Raw genomic sequence first — 14,850 nt, forward strand, 5'->3', positions numbered from 1 at the left:
ATATTTAATCAATAACCACTAACTACTAACTACTAACTACTAACAACTAACTACTAACCAATAACTACGTACTACTCACTAAATAGCAGAAAAGCCACTAAATTCGATCGGCTTTTCTGCTATTTAAAGCGTTACCAGATTCCTACTTGAGGATTTTGGAGACAACGCCGGCGCCCACTGTACGGCCGCCTTCCCGGATTGCGAAGCGCATTCCTTGTTCGATCGCGATCGGGTGAATCAGTTCAACAGTCATCTTGATGCGATCGCCAGGCATCACCATTTCAGCTTCCGTACCGTCATCAGCAGTAAATTGCATGATCGTACCAGTTACATCCGTTGTGCGGACGTAGAACTGAGGGCGGTAGCCTGAGAAAAAGGGCGTGTGACGGCCGCCTTCTTCCTTCTTCAGGATGTACACTTCAGATTCAAACTGAGTGTGAGGCAAGATGCTCTTCGGCTTGGCAATTACCATGCCTCTTTCAATATCAGCCTTTAAAATCCCCCGGAGAAGTAGACCCACGTTGTCGCCGGCCAAACCTTCATCCAAGGACTTGGTGAACATTTCCACACCAGTCACAGTAGTGCTGCGAGTGTCTTTAATACCAACAACTTCGACTGTTTCGCCGACTTTGATGGTGCCGCGCTCGATCCGGCCTGTGGCGACAGTACCGCGACCAGTAATCGAGAATACGTCTTCAACTGCCATCAAGAAAGGCTTGTCTACTTCGCGTTCTGGAGTTGGGATGTAAGCATCTACTTCTTCCATCAGCTTGTAAATCTTGTCAACCCACTCATTCTCGCCCTGCTTGGTTTTGGGATTAGCAAGCATTGCTTCGAGAGCTTTCAATCCCGAACCGGTGACGATGGGGATGTCATCGCCAGGAAAATCGTAGGAGCTCAAAAGTTCGCGAACTTCGAGTTCTACCAATTCCAACAGTTCAGCGTCATCTACCATGTCTTCCTTGTTCAAGAAGACAACCAAGCTAGGAACGCCAACTTGCTTAGCTAGCAGGATGTGTTCGCGAGTTTGAGGCATGGGGCCGTCTGCCGCTGACACTACTAGGATGCCGCCGTCCATTTGAGCAGCACCGGTGATCATGTTTTTCACATAGTCAGCGTGTCCGGGACAGTCTACGTGGGCGTAGTGACGACCTGTGGTTTCGTATTCTACGTGAGCGGTATTGATCGTAATACCGCGTGCTTTTTCTTCAGGCGCAGCGTCGATATCGGCGTAGTTCTTACCCTTAGCCTGACCTAGTGCAGATAGAGTCATCGTAATCGCCGCGGTCAAAGTTGTTTTGCCGTGGTCAACGTGACCGATTGTGCCGATGTTTACGTGGGGTTTAGTCCGTTCAAATTTTGCGCGTGCCATTCTCGATCTGTTCCTTGTTTTTTTTAGCGATTTTAGACTTGAGATTTTAGATTCTAGATTTTGGATTCAATCCAAAATCCAAAATCTAAAACCTTAAATCATTAGTTCCCTTTGTTCTTAGCGATAATGGCTTCAGCCACATTTCGCGGCACTTCTTCGTAATGGCTGAATTCCATTGTGAAGATGCCTCGACCTTGGGTTTTCGAGCGGATGTCAGTAGCGTAACCGAACATTTCTGCTAGTGGAACTTTTACAGAAACTTTGGCAATTCCCTGATCCGTCTCTTGACCTTCGATCTGACCCCGACGCGAGTTGAGGTCTCCGATGACGTTCCCGATGTAATCTTCGGGAACCTCAACCTCTACTTTCATCATAGGCTCTAGCAGGACTGGCGACGCCTTCATCACGGCTTCTTTGATTGCCATTGAACCGGCGATCTTAAATGCCATTTCTGAGGAGTCTACGTCGTGGAAAGACCCGTCTACCATAGTAGCTTTAAGGTCAATCACCGGATATCCTGCTACAATACCTGATTCGCAGGCTTCTTTCATCCCCTGTCCTGCCGGGCCGATGTACTCTTTCGGTACAGTGCCACCTACAATTTTGGAGACAAATTCAAAACCTGTTCCGACTTCGGTGGGTTCTAGTTCGATCACGACGTGACCGTACTGACCTTTACCGCCGCTTTGGCGGATAAATTTACCTTCGGCGCGGACTGCTTTGCGAATGGTTTCCCGGTAGGCTACTTGTGGCTGACCCACGTTGGCTTCTACCTTGAATTCGCGCAGCATTCTGTCTACCAGGATTTCCAGGTGCAGTTCGCCCATGCCGGCGATAACTGTCTGGTTGGTTTCTGGGTCAACGTTGACTCGGAAGGTGGGGTCTTCTTCCGAGAGCGACTGGAGGGCTTTGGAGAGCTTCTCCATGTCTTGTTTGGTTTTGGGTTCGACAGCCACGGAGATGACTGGTTCTGGAATAAATAGGGATTCCAGAATCACTGCCGATCCGTCTTCGCAGAGGGTGTCGCCGGTGAAGGTGTCTTTCAAACCCAAGGCTGCTCCCAAGTCTCCGGCCCGCAGTTCCTCAACTTCTATGCGATCGTCCGCTTTGAGGACAATTAAGCGAGATACTCGCTCTTTTTTGTCTTTGGTGGAGTTGAGGACGTAGGTTCCTTTTTTCAGGATACCGGAGTATACCCGAACAAAGGTCAGGCGGCCGTAGGGGTCTGCCATGATTTTGAATGCCAGGGCTGACAGGGGCGCGTCGTCGTCTGCTGGTCGCTCTGCTGTGTCGCCGTTGGGGAGTAGTCCTTGAATCGGGGGAACTTCCAAGGGCGACGGCAGATAGTCTATCACTCCATCCAACAAAAGCTGAACGCCTTTGTTTTTGAAGGCAGAACCGCACAGCACCGGGACTATCGCCCCGGAGATCGTGCCTCGGCGCAGGGCATGGCGGATTTCGGCTTCCGTTATTTCTTCGCCTTCGAGGTATTTTGCTGTGAGGGCGTCGCTAGTTTCTGCTACGGATTCGATCAGCTTGGTGCGATATTCTGCTGCGAGTTCTTTTACTTCATCGGGGATTTCTATTTCCTCGATGTCGGTGCCGGTGTTGTTGTTGTAGATGTAGGCTTTCATTTGCACTAGATCTACAATTCCCCGGAAGTTTTCTTCGCTGCCGATCGGGATTTGGACGGGTACGGCATTCGCTCTCATGCGATCGCGAATTTGACCGTAGACTTTGTAGAAGTTTGCGCCCATCCGATCCATTTTGTTGACGAACACAATCCGGGGTACGTGGTACCTATCGGCTTGGCGCCAAACTGTTTCTGATTGGGGCTGCACTCCGCCTACCGAGCAGAACACTGCGATCACTCCGTCGAGCACTCGCATCGAACGTTCGACTTCGATCGTGAAGTCTACGTGTCCGGGAGTGTCGATGATGTTGATTTTGTAATCTTTCCAACTGGTGGTGATAGCGGCAGCAGTAATCGTAATTCCCCGCTCCCGCTCTTGCTCCATCCAGTCCGTGACTGCTGTCCCCTCGTGCACTTCACCCATTTTGTGAACCATGCCAGAATAGAACAGAATCCTTTCTGTTGTCGTTGTTTTGCCCGCATCAATGTGGGCTGCGATGCCGATGTTGCGAGTTTTTTCTAGCGGGACGATACGTGCCACAGCTATCTCCTTTGATTTTGTGTTGCTGTTATAATACTAATATACTACACAGAACCTTATTTTGCACTCCCAATCGACTTACAACATAAGTTTATTGAGTTTATTGTTAGATTTTAATATTTTTTGCAACATTTGTTTACAAAAATATTAAGGATGCGACATGGAGGATTGAGAGACCGGGTGAATTTTTACTTTGGGAGTTTTGAGTTTGCTTCACTCTTGACCGGCAGCATTGTCCCTGGAGAAGCAATCTCAATACTCAAAATTTACACTTTTCAATTGATCGCCCGATGCTTTTATGCAGCGCGATCGACCTTTTCTCCATGCCCTAGTTGGCAATTAGTAACGGTAGTGAGCAAAAGCCTTGTTAGCTTCTGCCATACGGTGTGTTTCTTCGCGCTTGCGAATTGCACTGCCGGTTTCGTTAGCTGCATCCATCAGTTCGTTAGCCAGTTTAGCTGCCATTGAGCGGCCTGTGCGGGCGCGGGCAAATCTAATCAGCCAGCGGAGGGCGAGGGTTGTTCCGCGATCTGAACGCACTTCCATCGGCACTTGGTAGGTGGCGCCACCTACTCGGCGGGCTTTGACTTCTACCAGGGGTGTAGCGTTTTTGACTGCTTTTTCAAACAAGTCTAACGGTTCGGCTCCTGTGCGTTCCTGGATGGTTTTGAGGGCGTCGTAGACTATGCTTGAGGCCACGGATTTTTTGCCGTGCTGCATGATCCGTCTCACCATCATGCTTACCAACCTGCTGTTGTAGGTTGGATCTGGTGGAACTGGACGTTTTTGAATAACTGTGCGGCGAGACATAGTTCTATTTGGGATTTTTGATTTTGATTGATTGAATTTGGGGGTTTCGGCTCAAATCTCGATCGACAGATCGGGCTGATTTTTGCTTGCTCACCCAGGCGATCGGCAAAGTCCGTGTTATTTTTTCTCTTTAGGACGCTTGGCCCCGTACTTGGAACGACCTTGCTTGCGGTCTTTGACTCCGGCGGTGTCTAATGTACCGCGAATGATGTGGTATCTAACTCCGGGTAAATCTTTTACCCGACCGCCGCGGATCATTACTACTGAGTGTTCTTGCAAGTTGTGACCAATGCCCGGAATGTAGGCGGTCACTTCAAAACCAGAAGTCAGCCGTACCCGAGCCACCTTCCGCAGCGCCGAGTTAGGTTTTTTCGGGGTGGTCGTGTAGACTCTGGTGCAAACTCCGCGGCGCTGGGGGCAACTCTTGAGAGCTGGCGATTTGGTTTTTTTCTGCGTTTGTTCCCGTGCTGAACGGATGAGTTGCTGAATAGTGGGCATGAGTTACGGCATTTCTAGCTTTTTGCTGAATATAGTGATTTGGCGGCATCCGCACTGAAAGTCCCTTCCCCTCTAGGGGGACGGGATAAATGAAAATAATTATGGGTAAGTGAGGATACCAGACTCTATATAGTACACGAGTAGACTGTTTTTGGCAAGGAATTTGTCGCAGCGGGCGATCGAACTTGCTGACTGGAAATTGGGATGCTCCCGATCGCCGGTGCCGACTAATCGATATCTAATATCTAGTCGAGTCTCACTTAACCAAGGTACAAGTTGAGATTTTCGATTGAGATCGAGGGATTGAAGGATGGTTAATTAATTGGTCAATACCTGATGTTTGATGAGACTCTGAAATATTTTATACTTAGAGGGCAACTGTGATGTAGGTCACAGCCACCCCCAAATTTACCCTACTCAAAATCTCGACCGCATCACCATTTTGCTCCCGATGCCGATCGACTATACGGTGCGAGCGCATCACAGCCTCAGAGAGATCGTCATCACATAAAATTATATAAAGTTGCCTGATAATAGGGAATATACATTAATTTGACGCCCGATGAAAACCAAAGCTTATATTCTTGAAAGTAGTATTTCCGAACTTTACTTAAACGTTTGGAAGTCCGGTAAGATCGATCGGAGTCTGTTTCACCAAATTCAATACGAAATTAATGGTCAGAGTTTAAAAAATTCCGACGATTGCAAAATTGTCAGCAGGCTGCTCTATGCAGTGCGGCGGGGATGGCTGTCCGTCATGGACTGAGTTGCTGGGAAGTTTGGAGATTACCGCACCAGCCAACGGCGAACAACGCAGGTAGGGTGAACAATTTTTGAGTTGTGAGTTAAAATGTAATTCATAAAATTAAACAAATTCAAAATAGATTCACCGCTCTTGAAAAGGATATTAAAATAAAAGGACAGGGTATGTTTAATTCTACCGAACTGCTGATCGAGGCTTTCATAAAACAACTAGAAAATGGGTACAGCCGCACTTACGGAGGCTACAAATCCGACTATGCTGACATTATTGCCTGGGTGGGGGCAATGGCATTAGAAAACATCGCCAGCAGCGACGCTCTTTATCACAATACCGAACACGCCATTTGCATTACGCTGGTAGGTCAAGAAATCTTGCGAGGAAAACACATCCGCAAGGGTGGAGTTTCCTGCGAAAATTGGCTGCACTTCATTATTTCTTTGCTGTGCCAAGATATTGGATATGTCAAAGGAGTTTGCCAGCAAGACCAAGTATCAGCAGGATTGTATGCTACGGGAAAAGATGGCATGAGAATTGCCCTTGCTCCCGGTGCAACAGCCGCCAGCCTCGCTGCTTACCGAGTTGACAGAGCAAAACTGTTCATTGACGAGCGTTTTGGCAACCACAAGCTAATTAATGCTGAGATAATTAAGCAGAATATAGAACAGACTCGTTTCTCGGTACTTGACGGCAACATGGAGGAAGATGAAGTTAATTATTCTAGTTTAGTTCGCGGTGCTGACTTGATAGGTCAGCTCAGCAACCCGCAATATTTGCAAAAAATTGGCGCCCTATTTTACGAGTTGGAAGAAAGCGGTGCTACTAAAGTTTTGGGCTACCGACATCCGGGCGACTTGCTGCAAAGCTACTCTCAGTTTTATTGGAGCAACATTTATCCCCACATCAGCGAATCTCTCGGTTATTTGCAGTTGACCCAAGAAGGCAAACAGATTGTTGCTAGTTTGTACGCTAACGTATTTCGGATGGAACACCAACGTTTGGATTCTGAGGTTGCTTGACCGTTGAAGGAGACTAAAAAGCCTGAGAGCATTTGCTCTCAGGCTTTGATCGCTACATTTTTAACGGCTGGTCGCCTGTGGCGCGCTAGCCCACAGCAGAAGATTTGGTTTCCTCGGCTACTTGCTCGTTGCTGGGTAATTCCAGACAATAACCCGCTCCATATACGGTTTTGATGTACCGAGGATGGCGGGGATCTGGTTCCATTTTGGTTCTCAGGTGTCTGATGTGCACGCGAATAGTTTCGATGTCGTCGTCGGGGTCGTAGCCCCAGACTTCTTTGAGAATTTCGCTGGGAGAGACTGTCTGACCGTGGCGCTGGAGCAAGCAGTGGAGCAACTCAAACTCTAGGTGAGTCAGTTTGACGGTATTAACGTACCAAACAGCTTCAAACCTTTCGGGGACAAGAGTTAGCGGGCCGTAATTCAGGATTTCTGAGTGTTTGGCTGCTTGGGGGATGCGGTCTGTGCGCCTCAGTAAGGCTCGCACTCGCGCCAGCATCTCTTCTAGTTCAAAGGGTTTAGTCAGATAATCGTCGGCGCCGGAGTTGAAGCCTTCTACTTTGTCTTGAGTTTGACTCAAGGCTGTCAACATCAAGACTGGAATGTCGGCTGTGCGATCGTCGCGCCGCAACCGCTGACACACTGTAAATCCATCTACTCTAGGTAGCATCAGGTCTAGCACGATCAGGTCTGGCAACAGTTGTATGGCCAGGGCTTGACCTTTGATGCCGTCTTCGGCCTGGGTGACTTCGTAGCCAGCCATTTCTAGGTTGACGGCTACGAGTTCGGCGATCGCCGCGTCATCATCAATAACAAGTATCCGAGGCATCATCATTTATCTCACCGCTAACCAGATGGCGGAGGCTACAGCCTTCTGGGGGTTCCAGGTAACTTTAAGGAGCAATTTTTTAATTTTAAGCTTCATTAAGGATTATAAGGTTCATTAAGAACTTTCAGAACTCTGTAAATATTCTTGTACTAATTATAAGCCATCTTGAACACATATCAGAAAACTGTTCGCCAAAAATCTTGCTGGGGGCAGATTTTTGATGCTGCCAAGAACAGCCTCAACTTTGTTCAGGGTGCGCCGGTGACTTGGATACCGCTATTCACCGTTAACTGTTAATTTTTAAAGTTTGTTAAGTTTATTTAAAAAAATCTTTTTTTTTTTTGAGGATTGCAGCTTGCTTTTTTTGGGGGTTGAGGGTATAATTCAATAATGGAAATATAAGTAAAATTAAAAAAATAGTCAATGCTTCCATTATTAAATGGTATCACACATAAGTCAAACAATCAACCCCCCAACCTAAAAATTTTGAGCTGATTTCTGACTTGTGAGGCAAATTTTTCGATCGCCCTGGAAGCAGCCAAACAAAGGAAAAAACCTCTATCAAAGCTATTGAGGGGGAGCGGGCTGAATATTTTTGGTGGAAACAGTCGCTTGAGGTCTTAATTTTTGGAAGTAAAGACCGCCGACTGTTAGTAAGAATATTGTATAAGCAACAGCTTGCAAAAGATAGATGCGATCGCGGTATCCAAAGAGGGCTTTGAGAATTACTCCCGGAAATTGTCGATCGGGCAAAACTCCCGCTGCATTCCACACCATTGGGCCTAAAATACAGGAGTGGGTTTGTGCAGTGCGATCGTAAAAAACACAAATAGCTGCATAATTGCGATCTATCTGGGACAAAATAGCAGCAGAGGAGTCAAAATGCTTGAGTGCAGATACCGCCAAACCCGCGACAATTAACAGCAACAGAATCCCCATCAACTTGAAAAACAGGCGGATATCAATTTTGACCCCCCACTTAAACAGCAGCGCGCCAATAATCGCAGCGCCAGTCAAACCGCCCAAAGCGCCTAAAGCCGGGCTTAAACCTTGCTGAAATTGAGCGCTAACAAAGATGACTGTTTCAAAACCTTCGCGCAGTACCGCAATAAAAATTAAGCCAAATACGCCCCAGCCGGCATTGGTATTTTCTGTCAAAGCTGCTGTAACGGCTCCTTCAACTTCAGCTTTGAGAAAGCGCGCTTGCTGAGTCATCCAAATTAGCATCCAGCTTAGCATGGCGATCGCCACAATTCCCAACACGCCCTCTAATAGCTGTTTAAATACCGGTGCGTAGGGCTGATTAGAGGTGGATAGCGCGGCGAGCAATCCATTAAATAATATTCCCACAAAACCGCTCGCAGCAATGCCGGCTGCGACACCTGCATAAACCCAGGAATTGAGGTGACTTTGCTCGGCTTTTTTGAGACAAGCGAGCACAATTCCCACAACTAAGGCTGCTTCTACGCCTTCGCGCAGGGTAATTACCAAAGTCGGCAAAGCTTCGCTAAAGTTCATTTGTTACTTGTTATTGGTTATTGGTTATTGGTGATTGGTTATTGGTGATTGGTTATTCAGGGGAGCTTAATTATTATAACCCACAAGTAACAAGTAACAAGTAACAAGTAACAAGTAACAAATTACTAACTCAACTAAAATCTCGCAGCATTTTTTTGAGTTCTACTTGGTGCAGTTCTTCTTGACCGATGAGAGTTCGGGCGTATTCTTCGAGATAAACGCTGGCGTCTGTTACGACTTCAAGTAAATCTTTATACTTGTTAAGGGCTTTTTTCTCGTGATTTAAACTTTCTTCCAAAAGGTCTTTGACTGAGTGTTTGTATGTTTCTTCAATTGGAGCAATTTTTTGACTGGGATGCCCTTCTAAACCTGTAAGAATTTCTCCTGCTTGTTGCGCGTGGAGCAGGGATTCAGTTGCTTGTGCTTGAAAAAATTGTACGATGGGGATGCGGTTTGGCCCTGTTACCATCAGTGCATAGTGGGTGTAGCGCACCACTCCTGCTAGTTCCCATTCCATGATGGTTGCTAGGAGTTCTTGGGTTTTTTTTTCGTCAAGTTCTTTCATTTGTGGTTTTGATGGAGAATGCACTAAAGGACAATATTTAGGATATCATATTTATTGATTTAATGGAATTTAGGATGTGATTGTTTTTTGAATATCTAAATGGTTAAGGTAGATAGGGAGTACCTTACTGGATAGATGTTTGACGTTTGCCCTAATTCAAAAAAAATCTATCCAGTAAGGTACGCTGCACTTTACTGGATAGATTTTTTGCCTGAGTTAGGGGTTGACTTCTAATACTCCGCTAGGAGCAAACACTACGGTAAACTGAGCGGCGGGTACTCGATTACTGTTACTCTGTGTCTGGGATGACTTCTGCAAATTTGGCAGAGGTGTTTCTTGGGTGAAATCTTTTGCTGGTTGATTGAGTGGCTCGAAGTTTGCGATCGCCCCGTCAAGACTCGCACTCACGCGGTACACTAGATTTTGAGTGAAGGTAGGGCTAGTTTGCCAACCTTGATTTATGCGATCGTACAGTTTCAGACTTAACTCCTGTAGCTTAGCGCGATCGCTAATTTCTGCTGTCCGATTAGTCACATTCACCGCCTGAGCTTCTAGCTTACCTGCTGATACAGGCACAGCTTGCACAGTCTGATTTGTACCGCTACTCGCAATAGCCGGTTCAGAAGACTGATTAGTAAAAGGTAAAACATTTGGGGACTTTTCGGGCAGACTTTTTTGACTGTCAGCAACCACAGCCGGAAGCGCACCGCTACTCGCAATAGCAGATTGCACCGGCTTATCAGCAGCCTTAACATCTGCTGTTGTACCGTCAGGCTTTTTTAACTCCATTGTCAAAGACTTGACATAGATACCGCGAAACTTTTCTTTTTGCGTAACTCGAAACATCGCAATCGGATAAGTCACAAAACAAAGAGTCAAAACTCCCACACAAGCCCAAACTATTTTGTGCATCTCCTTCGCTGGGAGTGGCTTATTTTTTGTTTCCATCAATCAAACCTCAGATTACTTAAGTTAACGGCAAATAGGGGAATAGAGGGTGCCAGCACATAGCTGTGGAAGCAACTAATAAACTAATCATCCACAAAAATATGGTGCGGCTTTTAATGTTCTTGTTTTTCCAGAGAGTGTGGAGAATCGGCCAACTAATCAGCCAACCTACAAGCAACATGGTTTCTTTACCCGTATAACTGCCGATGTTTCCCCACAATTCATCACCAGTCTTGCTTCCCGGAATCCAAGTGCCAAGATTCCAAACAATTTTCTCTATGGCTTTGGATGTGTCTGAAAAGTGGTGAGTTACCATCATTGTGAAACAGCCAATTGCTGCACTAATGAGTGCGGCTGCTGCGGGGCCAGAAACGCTAGGTGCAGTTTCCGCTCCTTCAGATAAACCGCTGGGAAACTGTTTTAATTTGTTCCAAAATTTACCGTAAGCAGGTTCATTGTCGGCAGGATTTTGCCGATATAACTGTCTTGTCATCCGATTCATCTCCTAATATCCGTTAAATCCCTTACAGCATCCGTTGCCGAACTTCTTCGATAATTACAAAGAGCGAATTTTTGCAACACCAAGTCCGCTCACCATACCGCCCATTGCAAAAAACATGATTGCTGCCAAAGCGACGCAGGTTGCTGTAAGAACCGGGCGATTTTTCTTGTCTAAAATTGAGTCGCCGTAGTTCCATAAAATCCACGCGCAAGCGACTGTCAAAGGCAAGGTAAACAGCACGCTAAATTCGTGATATTCCATCAAAACGTACTGCCCTAAAGGCGAGTTTTCTTTCAGCCAAGCCCGAGCTCCGCCAAACTCTGCGCTTGCGCGATAACGCATATAAGCCCAGTTGCCGGTAGCGATGGCTAAAAAACTCAAAAAAGTTGACCAAAAAGCTAAAGTACGCATTTGTGGCAAGATTTTACCGGCACCACGCATTAAGGGAAATGCGAGATGTCCTGTATAAACCATGACGACTAATGCCAGCATTGCACCCATGCCGTGAATTGCTCCCATCCACCGCTGCCAAGGGCTCGGATGCAATAGGTTGACTAAGGGTAAAAAGAGAAATAAGCCGGCGGATAAAAAGCTAAGTCCGTAGACGGAAACTTGAGCGATATCTAACTGTCTGGGAAATTCTGAGGGAATTAAATCGCTAGTTGAGTCTGGTGTTGAGTGTTGCACTGCTGGCAAACCTCCTGTAGGTTGTGCGGGAAACTACTTGAGAATCATTGCATTAGTGTTTAAAGTTTCTTGAGAATGCCCTCCGGATGGAAAGAGCCGATCGCACTTTTTCGCGATCGACAACCGCCAAAACACCACTGCTGACATATTGACTGCAATAATATCTGAGTTTTTAGTTTCTCAAACACCAAAAACTCTTGCCATGAATCATTTACAGCTTACTTTGCTGCTTTTTTAAGCGACCAACTAATGCTATTAATTCTCAAGAGTTGAGAATAAAACTATTTATTGGCTTTCATTTATAATTTTATAATTTCTTAAGATTTTTGTCAGAGCTTCGATATAGATACATTCGTCAGCTAATTTTTACCAAATTATTGATAATTCTTATCAAAAAGCTGGAAAGTCTGGGCTGTAGATACAAAATTAGATTAATGTTTAAGAATTATTTAATCTCCGAGCCCAACTCCTGAAAATCCTGGTTTTTAAGCTGGAAGCCTTGCCAAATAAGCGATCGCCCGCCACGACTTGCCCGATCGCCCCCCACACCAATGCCCCCAGAGGGGATTGTAAAGTTTTGTAAAAAAGAGTTGACTAAAAGGTTGGCACTTCTCTCGTTTGGATAGATCGATGCACATACCTGATGGTTTTCTTTCACCGCCAGTAGCAGTTGCCACCGGCATAGCAAGCGCAGCAGTTATTGCCGTAGCGCTGAATCGAACCCGCGCCAGTCTTGGATTGCGGCAAGCCCCAATCATGGGCTTAACTACAGCTTTCGTGTTTGCAGCCCAGATGATCAACTTTCCCGTAGCCGGAGGCACCAGCGGGCACTTGTTGGGAGGGGCGCTGGCGTCCGTCGTTTTGGGGAGCCCTTGGGCGGCAACTCTGGCGATGAGCACGGTTTTTATCATTCAAAGCGTCTTGTTTGCCGACGGGGGCATTACCGCCCTGGGTGCGAATATTTTTAACATGGGGCTAGTGGGAATTTGGGTGGGCTGGTGGCTGTTAAAGCCATTGCAGCAACTTTTGGGAGGTTCCCGAAATCGTTTGCCCTTAGCCGCGGGCATCGCCGCCGCCCTCAGCGTTGTTACTGCTTCGATTTGTGTGGCGATCGAACTGGCAATTTCTGGTACAGTACCGCTGAATATCGCACTACCAGCAATGGTAGGCATACATATTTTAATTGGCATTGGCGAAGGAGTAATTACAGGCGGCGTTTTAACTTATCTCGTGAAAGTACGGCCGGATTTATTACCAGGAGAACAGCCAAAATTGCAGCAATGGCTAGTACCAGTAGTCGGAGTTTTGTTGATTTCCGGCGTGCTTTCGCTGTTCGCTTCAAGTTGGCCAGACGGGTTAGATTCGGTAGCCGAAAAATACGGCTTTAAAGATAAAGAAGCTGTGGCAATTGAGATTCCAACTCCTCTAGCTGGTTACGGTGTTAAAGGATTAGAAGAACAACCAATAGGTACTAGCATTGCTGGAGTTTTAGGCTCTGCTATTTGTTTCGGTACGGCTTTTGGAATTGCTCAGTTGGTGAAATCTAAAGATGCTTAAATTGTCAATACCTTTTCGATTGCGACTGTCTCTCACAATTGTGATTGGGATTGGTTTTATGAAGACTGGCGCTTGGCTGTGGCTGGGGATTTATGGGGCGATCGCACTTTTTTGGTCATTTTGGCTCAGAGCTCCGCTGCGAACCCTAGCGCAACTTTTGGGAGCAGAATTGCTGTTTCTCTCCTTATTAGTGCTGCCCCAAGGTTGGGAACGAGCGAGTTTTCTGTTGCTGCGTTCCCTAATTTGCCTGCTAGTTATGAACAGTTTTCTGCTAACTTTGCCACCCCACAGTTTCGGAATTGCCCTCAAAGGATTGCCCCTACCAGCAGGTTTGCAAGAGATTGTGCTGTTAGCTGGACAATACTTAGAAATATTGCTCGCAGAAGTCAACCGAATGAAACGATCCGCCCAACTTCGAGGCTTATCTGGTACCGGAGGATGGCTGCGTTACGCCAGTGCTTCTATGATCGGAGCGCTGTATTTGCGAAGTCTCGATCGCGCCGAGAGAGTCCACGCAGCCATGCTCATTCGCGGCTATCAAGGAAGTTTGCCAGCCGACTCAAAATCCACACCAAAAGAGCGACTCTGGCTGACACTAACAATTGTAACCGCAGCCGGATTAACAATAGCTTCTTACGGGAATTGGGCATAGGGCATGGGGCATTGATTAATTCATGCCTCTGCGCTCTCTGCGGTTAAAAACTCTTAATCCAAAAATCGAGGAAAATAGAAGTTGACGAATCTCAAAGTGACGCCAACAATAGAAGTGCAAGACTTAGTGTTCGGCTATACCGAAATAAAGCCTATATTGCGGGGACTTTCCTTTAGTTTGCAACCGGGAGAAAGAGTTGCTTTACTGGGTCTGACAGGTGCTGGAAAAAGCACTTTGCTCGAAAACTTGATCGGATTAAAAATGCCTAACTCCGGCGAGATTAGAGTGCAGGGAACAAAGCTGGAAGCGGCGACTTTATCGCAGGCGCGGAGGCAGATTGGATTTTGCTTTCAAGATGCTAATGACCAGCTATTTATGCCGACTATTTTAGAGGATGTAATGTTCGGGCCGCGCAATTATGGGGTGCCGCCTGGTGTGGCGCGCGATCGAGCTTTAGCCCTGTTAGACGAATTCGGTTTAGTCGAATTTGCCAACCGTTCGGCCCACGAACTGTCTGGCGGTCAAAGAAGGTTAGCAGCTTTGGCAGCAATTTTAGCATTAGAACCTGCAATTTTAATTCTAGATGAGCCGACCAACGGGCTAGACCCTTCGTGGCGCCGTCATTTGGCTAAGGTTTTGTCGCAATTGCCGATCGAGGTAATTTTGATCGCGTCCCACAATTTGAATTGGATCGGGAAAACGACTCAAAGGGCGCTAATCTTGGCTGATGGGCAGATTCAGGTCGATCGAGAAACGCAAGAATTGCTAAAAGATCGATCGACTCTTGAATATTACAATTTACCGCCAGATTGGTAATTAGTCAGTTGTCAGTTGTCAGTTGTCAGTTGTCAGTTGTCATTAGTTATTGGTTATGGGTTATGGGTTATTAGTCATTAGTCCTGCCGTCATTAGTTATTAGTCACTGATTATTGGGAAATATTCAAAAATAACAAATAACA

Annotated in this window: 15 protein-coding genes; 5 read left to right on the forward strand and 10 right to left on the reverse strand. The window is 46.5% G+C overall.

Translation table 11 applies throughout. The features are described 5' to 3' along the window. Positions 1-142: 142 nt before the first annotated feature. From tuf to rpsL, 4 genes are all read right to left on the reverse strand, one after another. On the reverse strand, positions 143-1,372 hold the full coding sequence (gene tuf, locus QT974_RS01525) for an elongation factor Tu (RefSeq protein WP_333466775.1): 1,230 nt from the start codon (positions 1,370-1,372) through the stop codon (positions 143-145). A gap of 101 nt (positions 1,373-1,473) precedes the next feature. Beyond that, the gene (gene fusA / locus QT974_RS01530) at positions 1,474-3,546 is read right to left on the reverse strand and encodes an elongation factor G (protein ID WP_333466776.1); all 2,073 of its coding nucleotides are present in this window, start codon (positions 3,544-3,546) and stop codon (positions 1,474-1,476) included. Positions 3,547-3,885: 339 nt separating this feature from the next. Next, positions 3,886-4,356 carry a 30S ribosomal protein S7 gene (rpsG, locus tag QT974_RS01535; protein ID WP_006632196.1) on the reverse strand — a complete coding sequence of 157 codons (471 nt, stop codon included), beginning with the start codon at positions 4,354-4,356 and terminating at the stop codon, positions 3,886-3,888. Between the two features lie 117 nt (positions 4,357-4,473). Then, positions 4,474-4,854, reverse strand: a complete 381-nt coding sequence (gene rpsL / locus QT974_RS01540; RefSeq protein ID WP_006632197.1) for a 30S ribosomal protein S12 — start codon at positions 4,852-4,854, stop codon at positions 4,474-4,476. A 562-nt stretch (positions 4,855-5,416) separates the two neighbouring features. Here rpsL and QT974_RS01545 point away from each other — a divergent pair. After that, positions 5,417-5,620: a hypothetical protein gene (locus tag QT974_RS01545; protein ID WP_333466777.1), complete on the forward strand. Its 204-nt coding sequence runs from the start codon at positions 5,417-5,419 to the stop codon at positions 5,618-5,620. Positions 5,621-5,781: 161 nt separating this feature from the next. Further along, entirely contained in the window at positions 5,782-6,633 is an 852-nt protein-coding gene (locus QT974_RS01550) for an Npun_R2479 family HD domain-containing metalloprotein (protein WP_333466778.1), read from the forward strand. A gap of 85 nt (positions 6,634-6,718) precedes the next feature. Here the strand turns inward: QT974_RS01550 and QT974_RS01555 are convergent, their stop codons facing one another. From QT974_RS01555 to QT974_RS01580, 6 genes are all read right to left on the reverse strand, one after another. Then, a complete protein-coding gene (locus tag QT974_RS01555) occupies positions 6,719-7,462 on the reverse strand; it encodes a response regulator transcription factor (RefSeq protein WP_333466789.1) in 744 nt (247 codons plus the stop codon). Positions 7,463-8,029: 567 nt separating this feature from the next. Beyond that, a complete protein-coding gene (locus QT974_RS01560) occupies positions 8,030-8,980 on the reverse strand; it encodes an FTR1 family iron permease (protein ID WP_333466779.1) in 951 nt (316 codons plus the stop codon). A 130-nt stretch (positions 8,981-9,110) separates the two neighbouring features. Beyond that, positions 9,111-9,545: a ferritin-like domain-containing protein gene (locus tag QT974_RS01565; protein ID WP_333466780.1), complete on the reverse strand. Its 435-nt coding sequence runs from the start codon at positions 9,543-9,545 to the stop codon at positions 9,111-9,113. 216 nt (positions 9,546-9,761) lie between these two features. Beyond that, on the reverse strand, positions 9,762-10,493 hold the full coding sequence (locus QT974_RS01570; protein ID WP_333466781.1) for a hypothetical protein: 732 nt from the start codon (positions 10,491-10,493) through the stop codon (positions 9,762-9,764). Between the two features lie 19 nt (positions 10,494-10,512). Next, entirely contained in the window at positions 10,513-10,986 is a 474-nt protein-coding gene (locus QT974_RS01575) for a hypothetical protein (protein ID WP_333466782.1), read from the reverse strand. A 63-nt stretch (positions 10,987-11,049) separates the two neighbouring features. Further along, positions 11,050-11,682: a hypothetical protein gene (locus tag QT974_RS01580; protein WP_333466783.1), complete on the reverse strand. Its 633-nt coding sequence runs from the start codon at positions 11,680-11,682 to the stop codon at positions 11,050-11,052. A gap of 630 nt (positions 11,683-12,312) precedes the next feature. Between QT974_RS01580 and QT974_RS01585 the strand changes: the two genes are divergently transcribed. The 3 genes from QT974_RS01585 to QT974_RS01595 all read left to right on the forward strand — a co-directional run bounded on the left by QT974_RS01585 (position 12,313) and on the right by QT974_RS01595 (position 14,707). Continuing rightward, positions 12,313-13,239, forward strand: a complete 927-nt coding sequence (locus QT974_RS01585) for an energy-coupling factor ABC transporter permease (protein WP_333466784.1) — start codon at positions 12,313-12,315, stop codon at positions 13,237-13,239. Then, entirely contained in the window at positions 13,232-13,891 is a 660-nt protein-coding gene (locus tag QT974_RS01590) for an energy-coupling factor transporter transmembrane component T family protein (RefSeq protein WP_333466785.1), read from the forward strand. The genes QT974_RS01585 and QT974_RS01590 overlap by 8 nt, the downstream gene beginning before the upstream one ends. A gap of 81 nt (positions 13,892-13,972) precedes the next feature. Further along, the gene (locus QT974_RS01595) at positions 13,973-14,707 is read left to right on the forward strand and encodes an energy-coupling factor ABC transporter ATP-binding protein (protein ID WP_333466786.1); all 735 of its coding nucleotides are present in this window, start codon (positions 13,973-13,975) and stop codon (positions 14,705-14,707) included. The last annotated feature ends 143 nt before the right edge of the window (positions 14,708-14,850 follow it).

The organism is Microcoleus sp. BM001215392, assembly GCF_036700185.1.
GTDB lineage: Bacteria > Cyanobacteriota > Cyanobacteriia > Cyanobacteriales > Microcoleaceae > Microcoleus.

What these genes read in the sequence shown, in the direction of transcription:
- QT974_RS01570 (WP_333466781.1), bottom strand. Translation starts at nt 10,493, where the DNA reads ATGGAAACAAAAAATAAGCCACTCCCAGCGAAGGAGATGCACAAAATA.
- QT974_RS01545 (WP_333466777.1), top strand. Translation starts at nt 5,417, where the DNA reads ATGAAAACCAAAGCTTATATTCTTGAAAGTAGTATTTCCGAACTTTAC.
- QT974_RS01565 (WP_333466780.1), bottom strand. Translation starts at nt 9,545, where the DNA reads ATGAAAGAACTTGACGAAAAAAAAACCCAAGAACTCCTAGCAACCATC.
- rpsG (WP_006632196.1), bottom strand. Translation starts at nt 4,356, where the DNA reads ATGTCTCGCCGCACAGTTATTCAAAAACGTCCAGTTCCACCAGATCCA.
- QT974_RS01560 (WP_333466779.1), bottom strand. Translation starts at nt 8,980, where the DNA reads ATGAACTTTAGCGAAGCTTTGCCGACTTTGGTAATTACCCTGCGCGAA.
- QT974_RS01550 (WP_333466778.1), top strand. Translation starts at nt 5,782, where the DNA reads ATGTTTAATTCTACCGAACTGCTGATCGAGGCTTTCATAAAACAACTA.
- rpsL (WP_006632197.1), bottom strand. Translation starts at nt 4,854, where the DNA reads ATGCCCACTATTCAGCAACTCATCCGTTCAGCACGGGAACAAACGCAG.
- tuf (WP_333466775.1), bottom strand. Translation starts at nt 1,372, where the DNA reads ATGGCACGCGCAAAATTTGAACGGACTAAACCCCACGTAAACATCGGC.
- QT974_RS01590 (WP_333466785.1), top strand. Translation starts at nt 13,232, where the DNA reads ATGCTTAAATTGTCAATACCTTTTCGATTGCGACTGTCTCTCACAATT.
- QT974_RS01585 (WP_333466784.1), top strand. Translation starts at nt 12,313, where the DNA reads ATGCACATACCTGATGGTTTTCTTTCACCGCCAGTAGCAGTTGCCACC.
- QT974_RS01555 (WP_333466789.1), bottom strand. Translation starts at nt 7,462, where the DNA reads ATGCCTCGGATACTTGTTATTGATGATGACGCGGCGATCGCCGAACTC.
- QT974_RS01575 (WP_333466782.1), bottom strand. Translation starts at nt 10,986, where the DNA reads ATGACAAGACAGTTATATCGGCAAAATCCTGCCGACAATGAACCTGCT.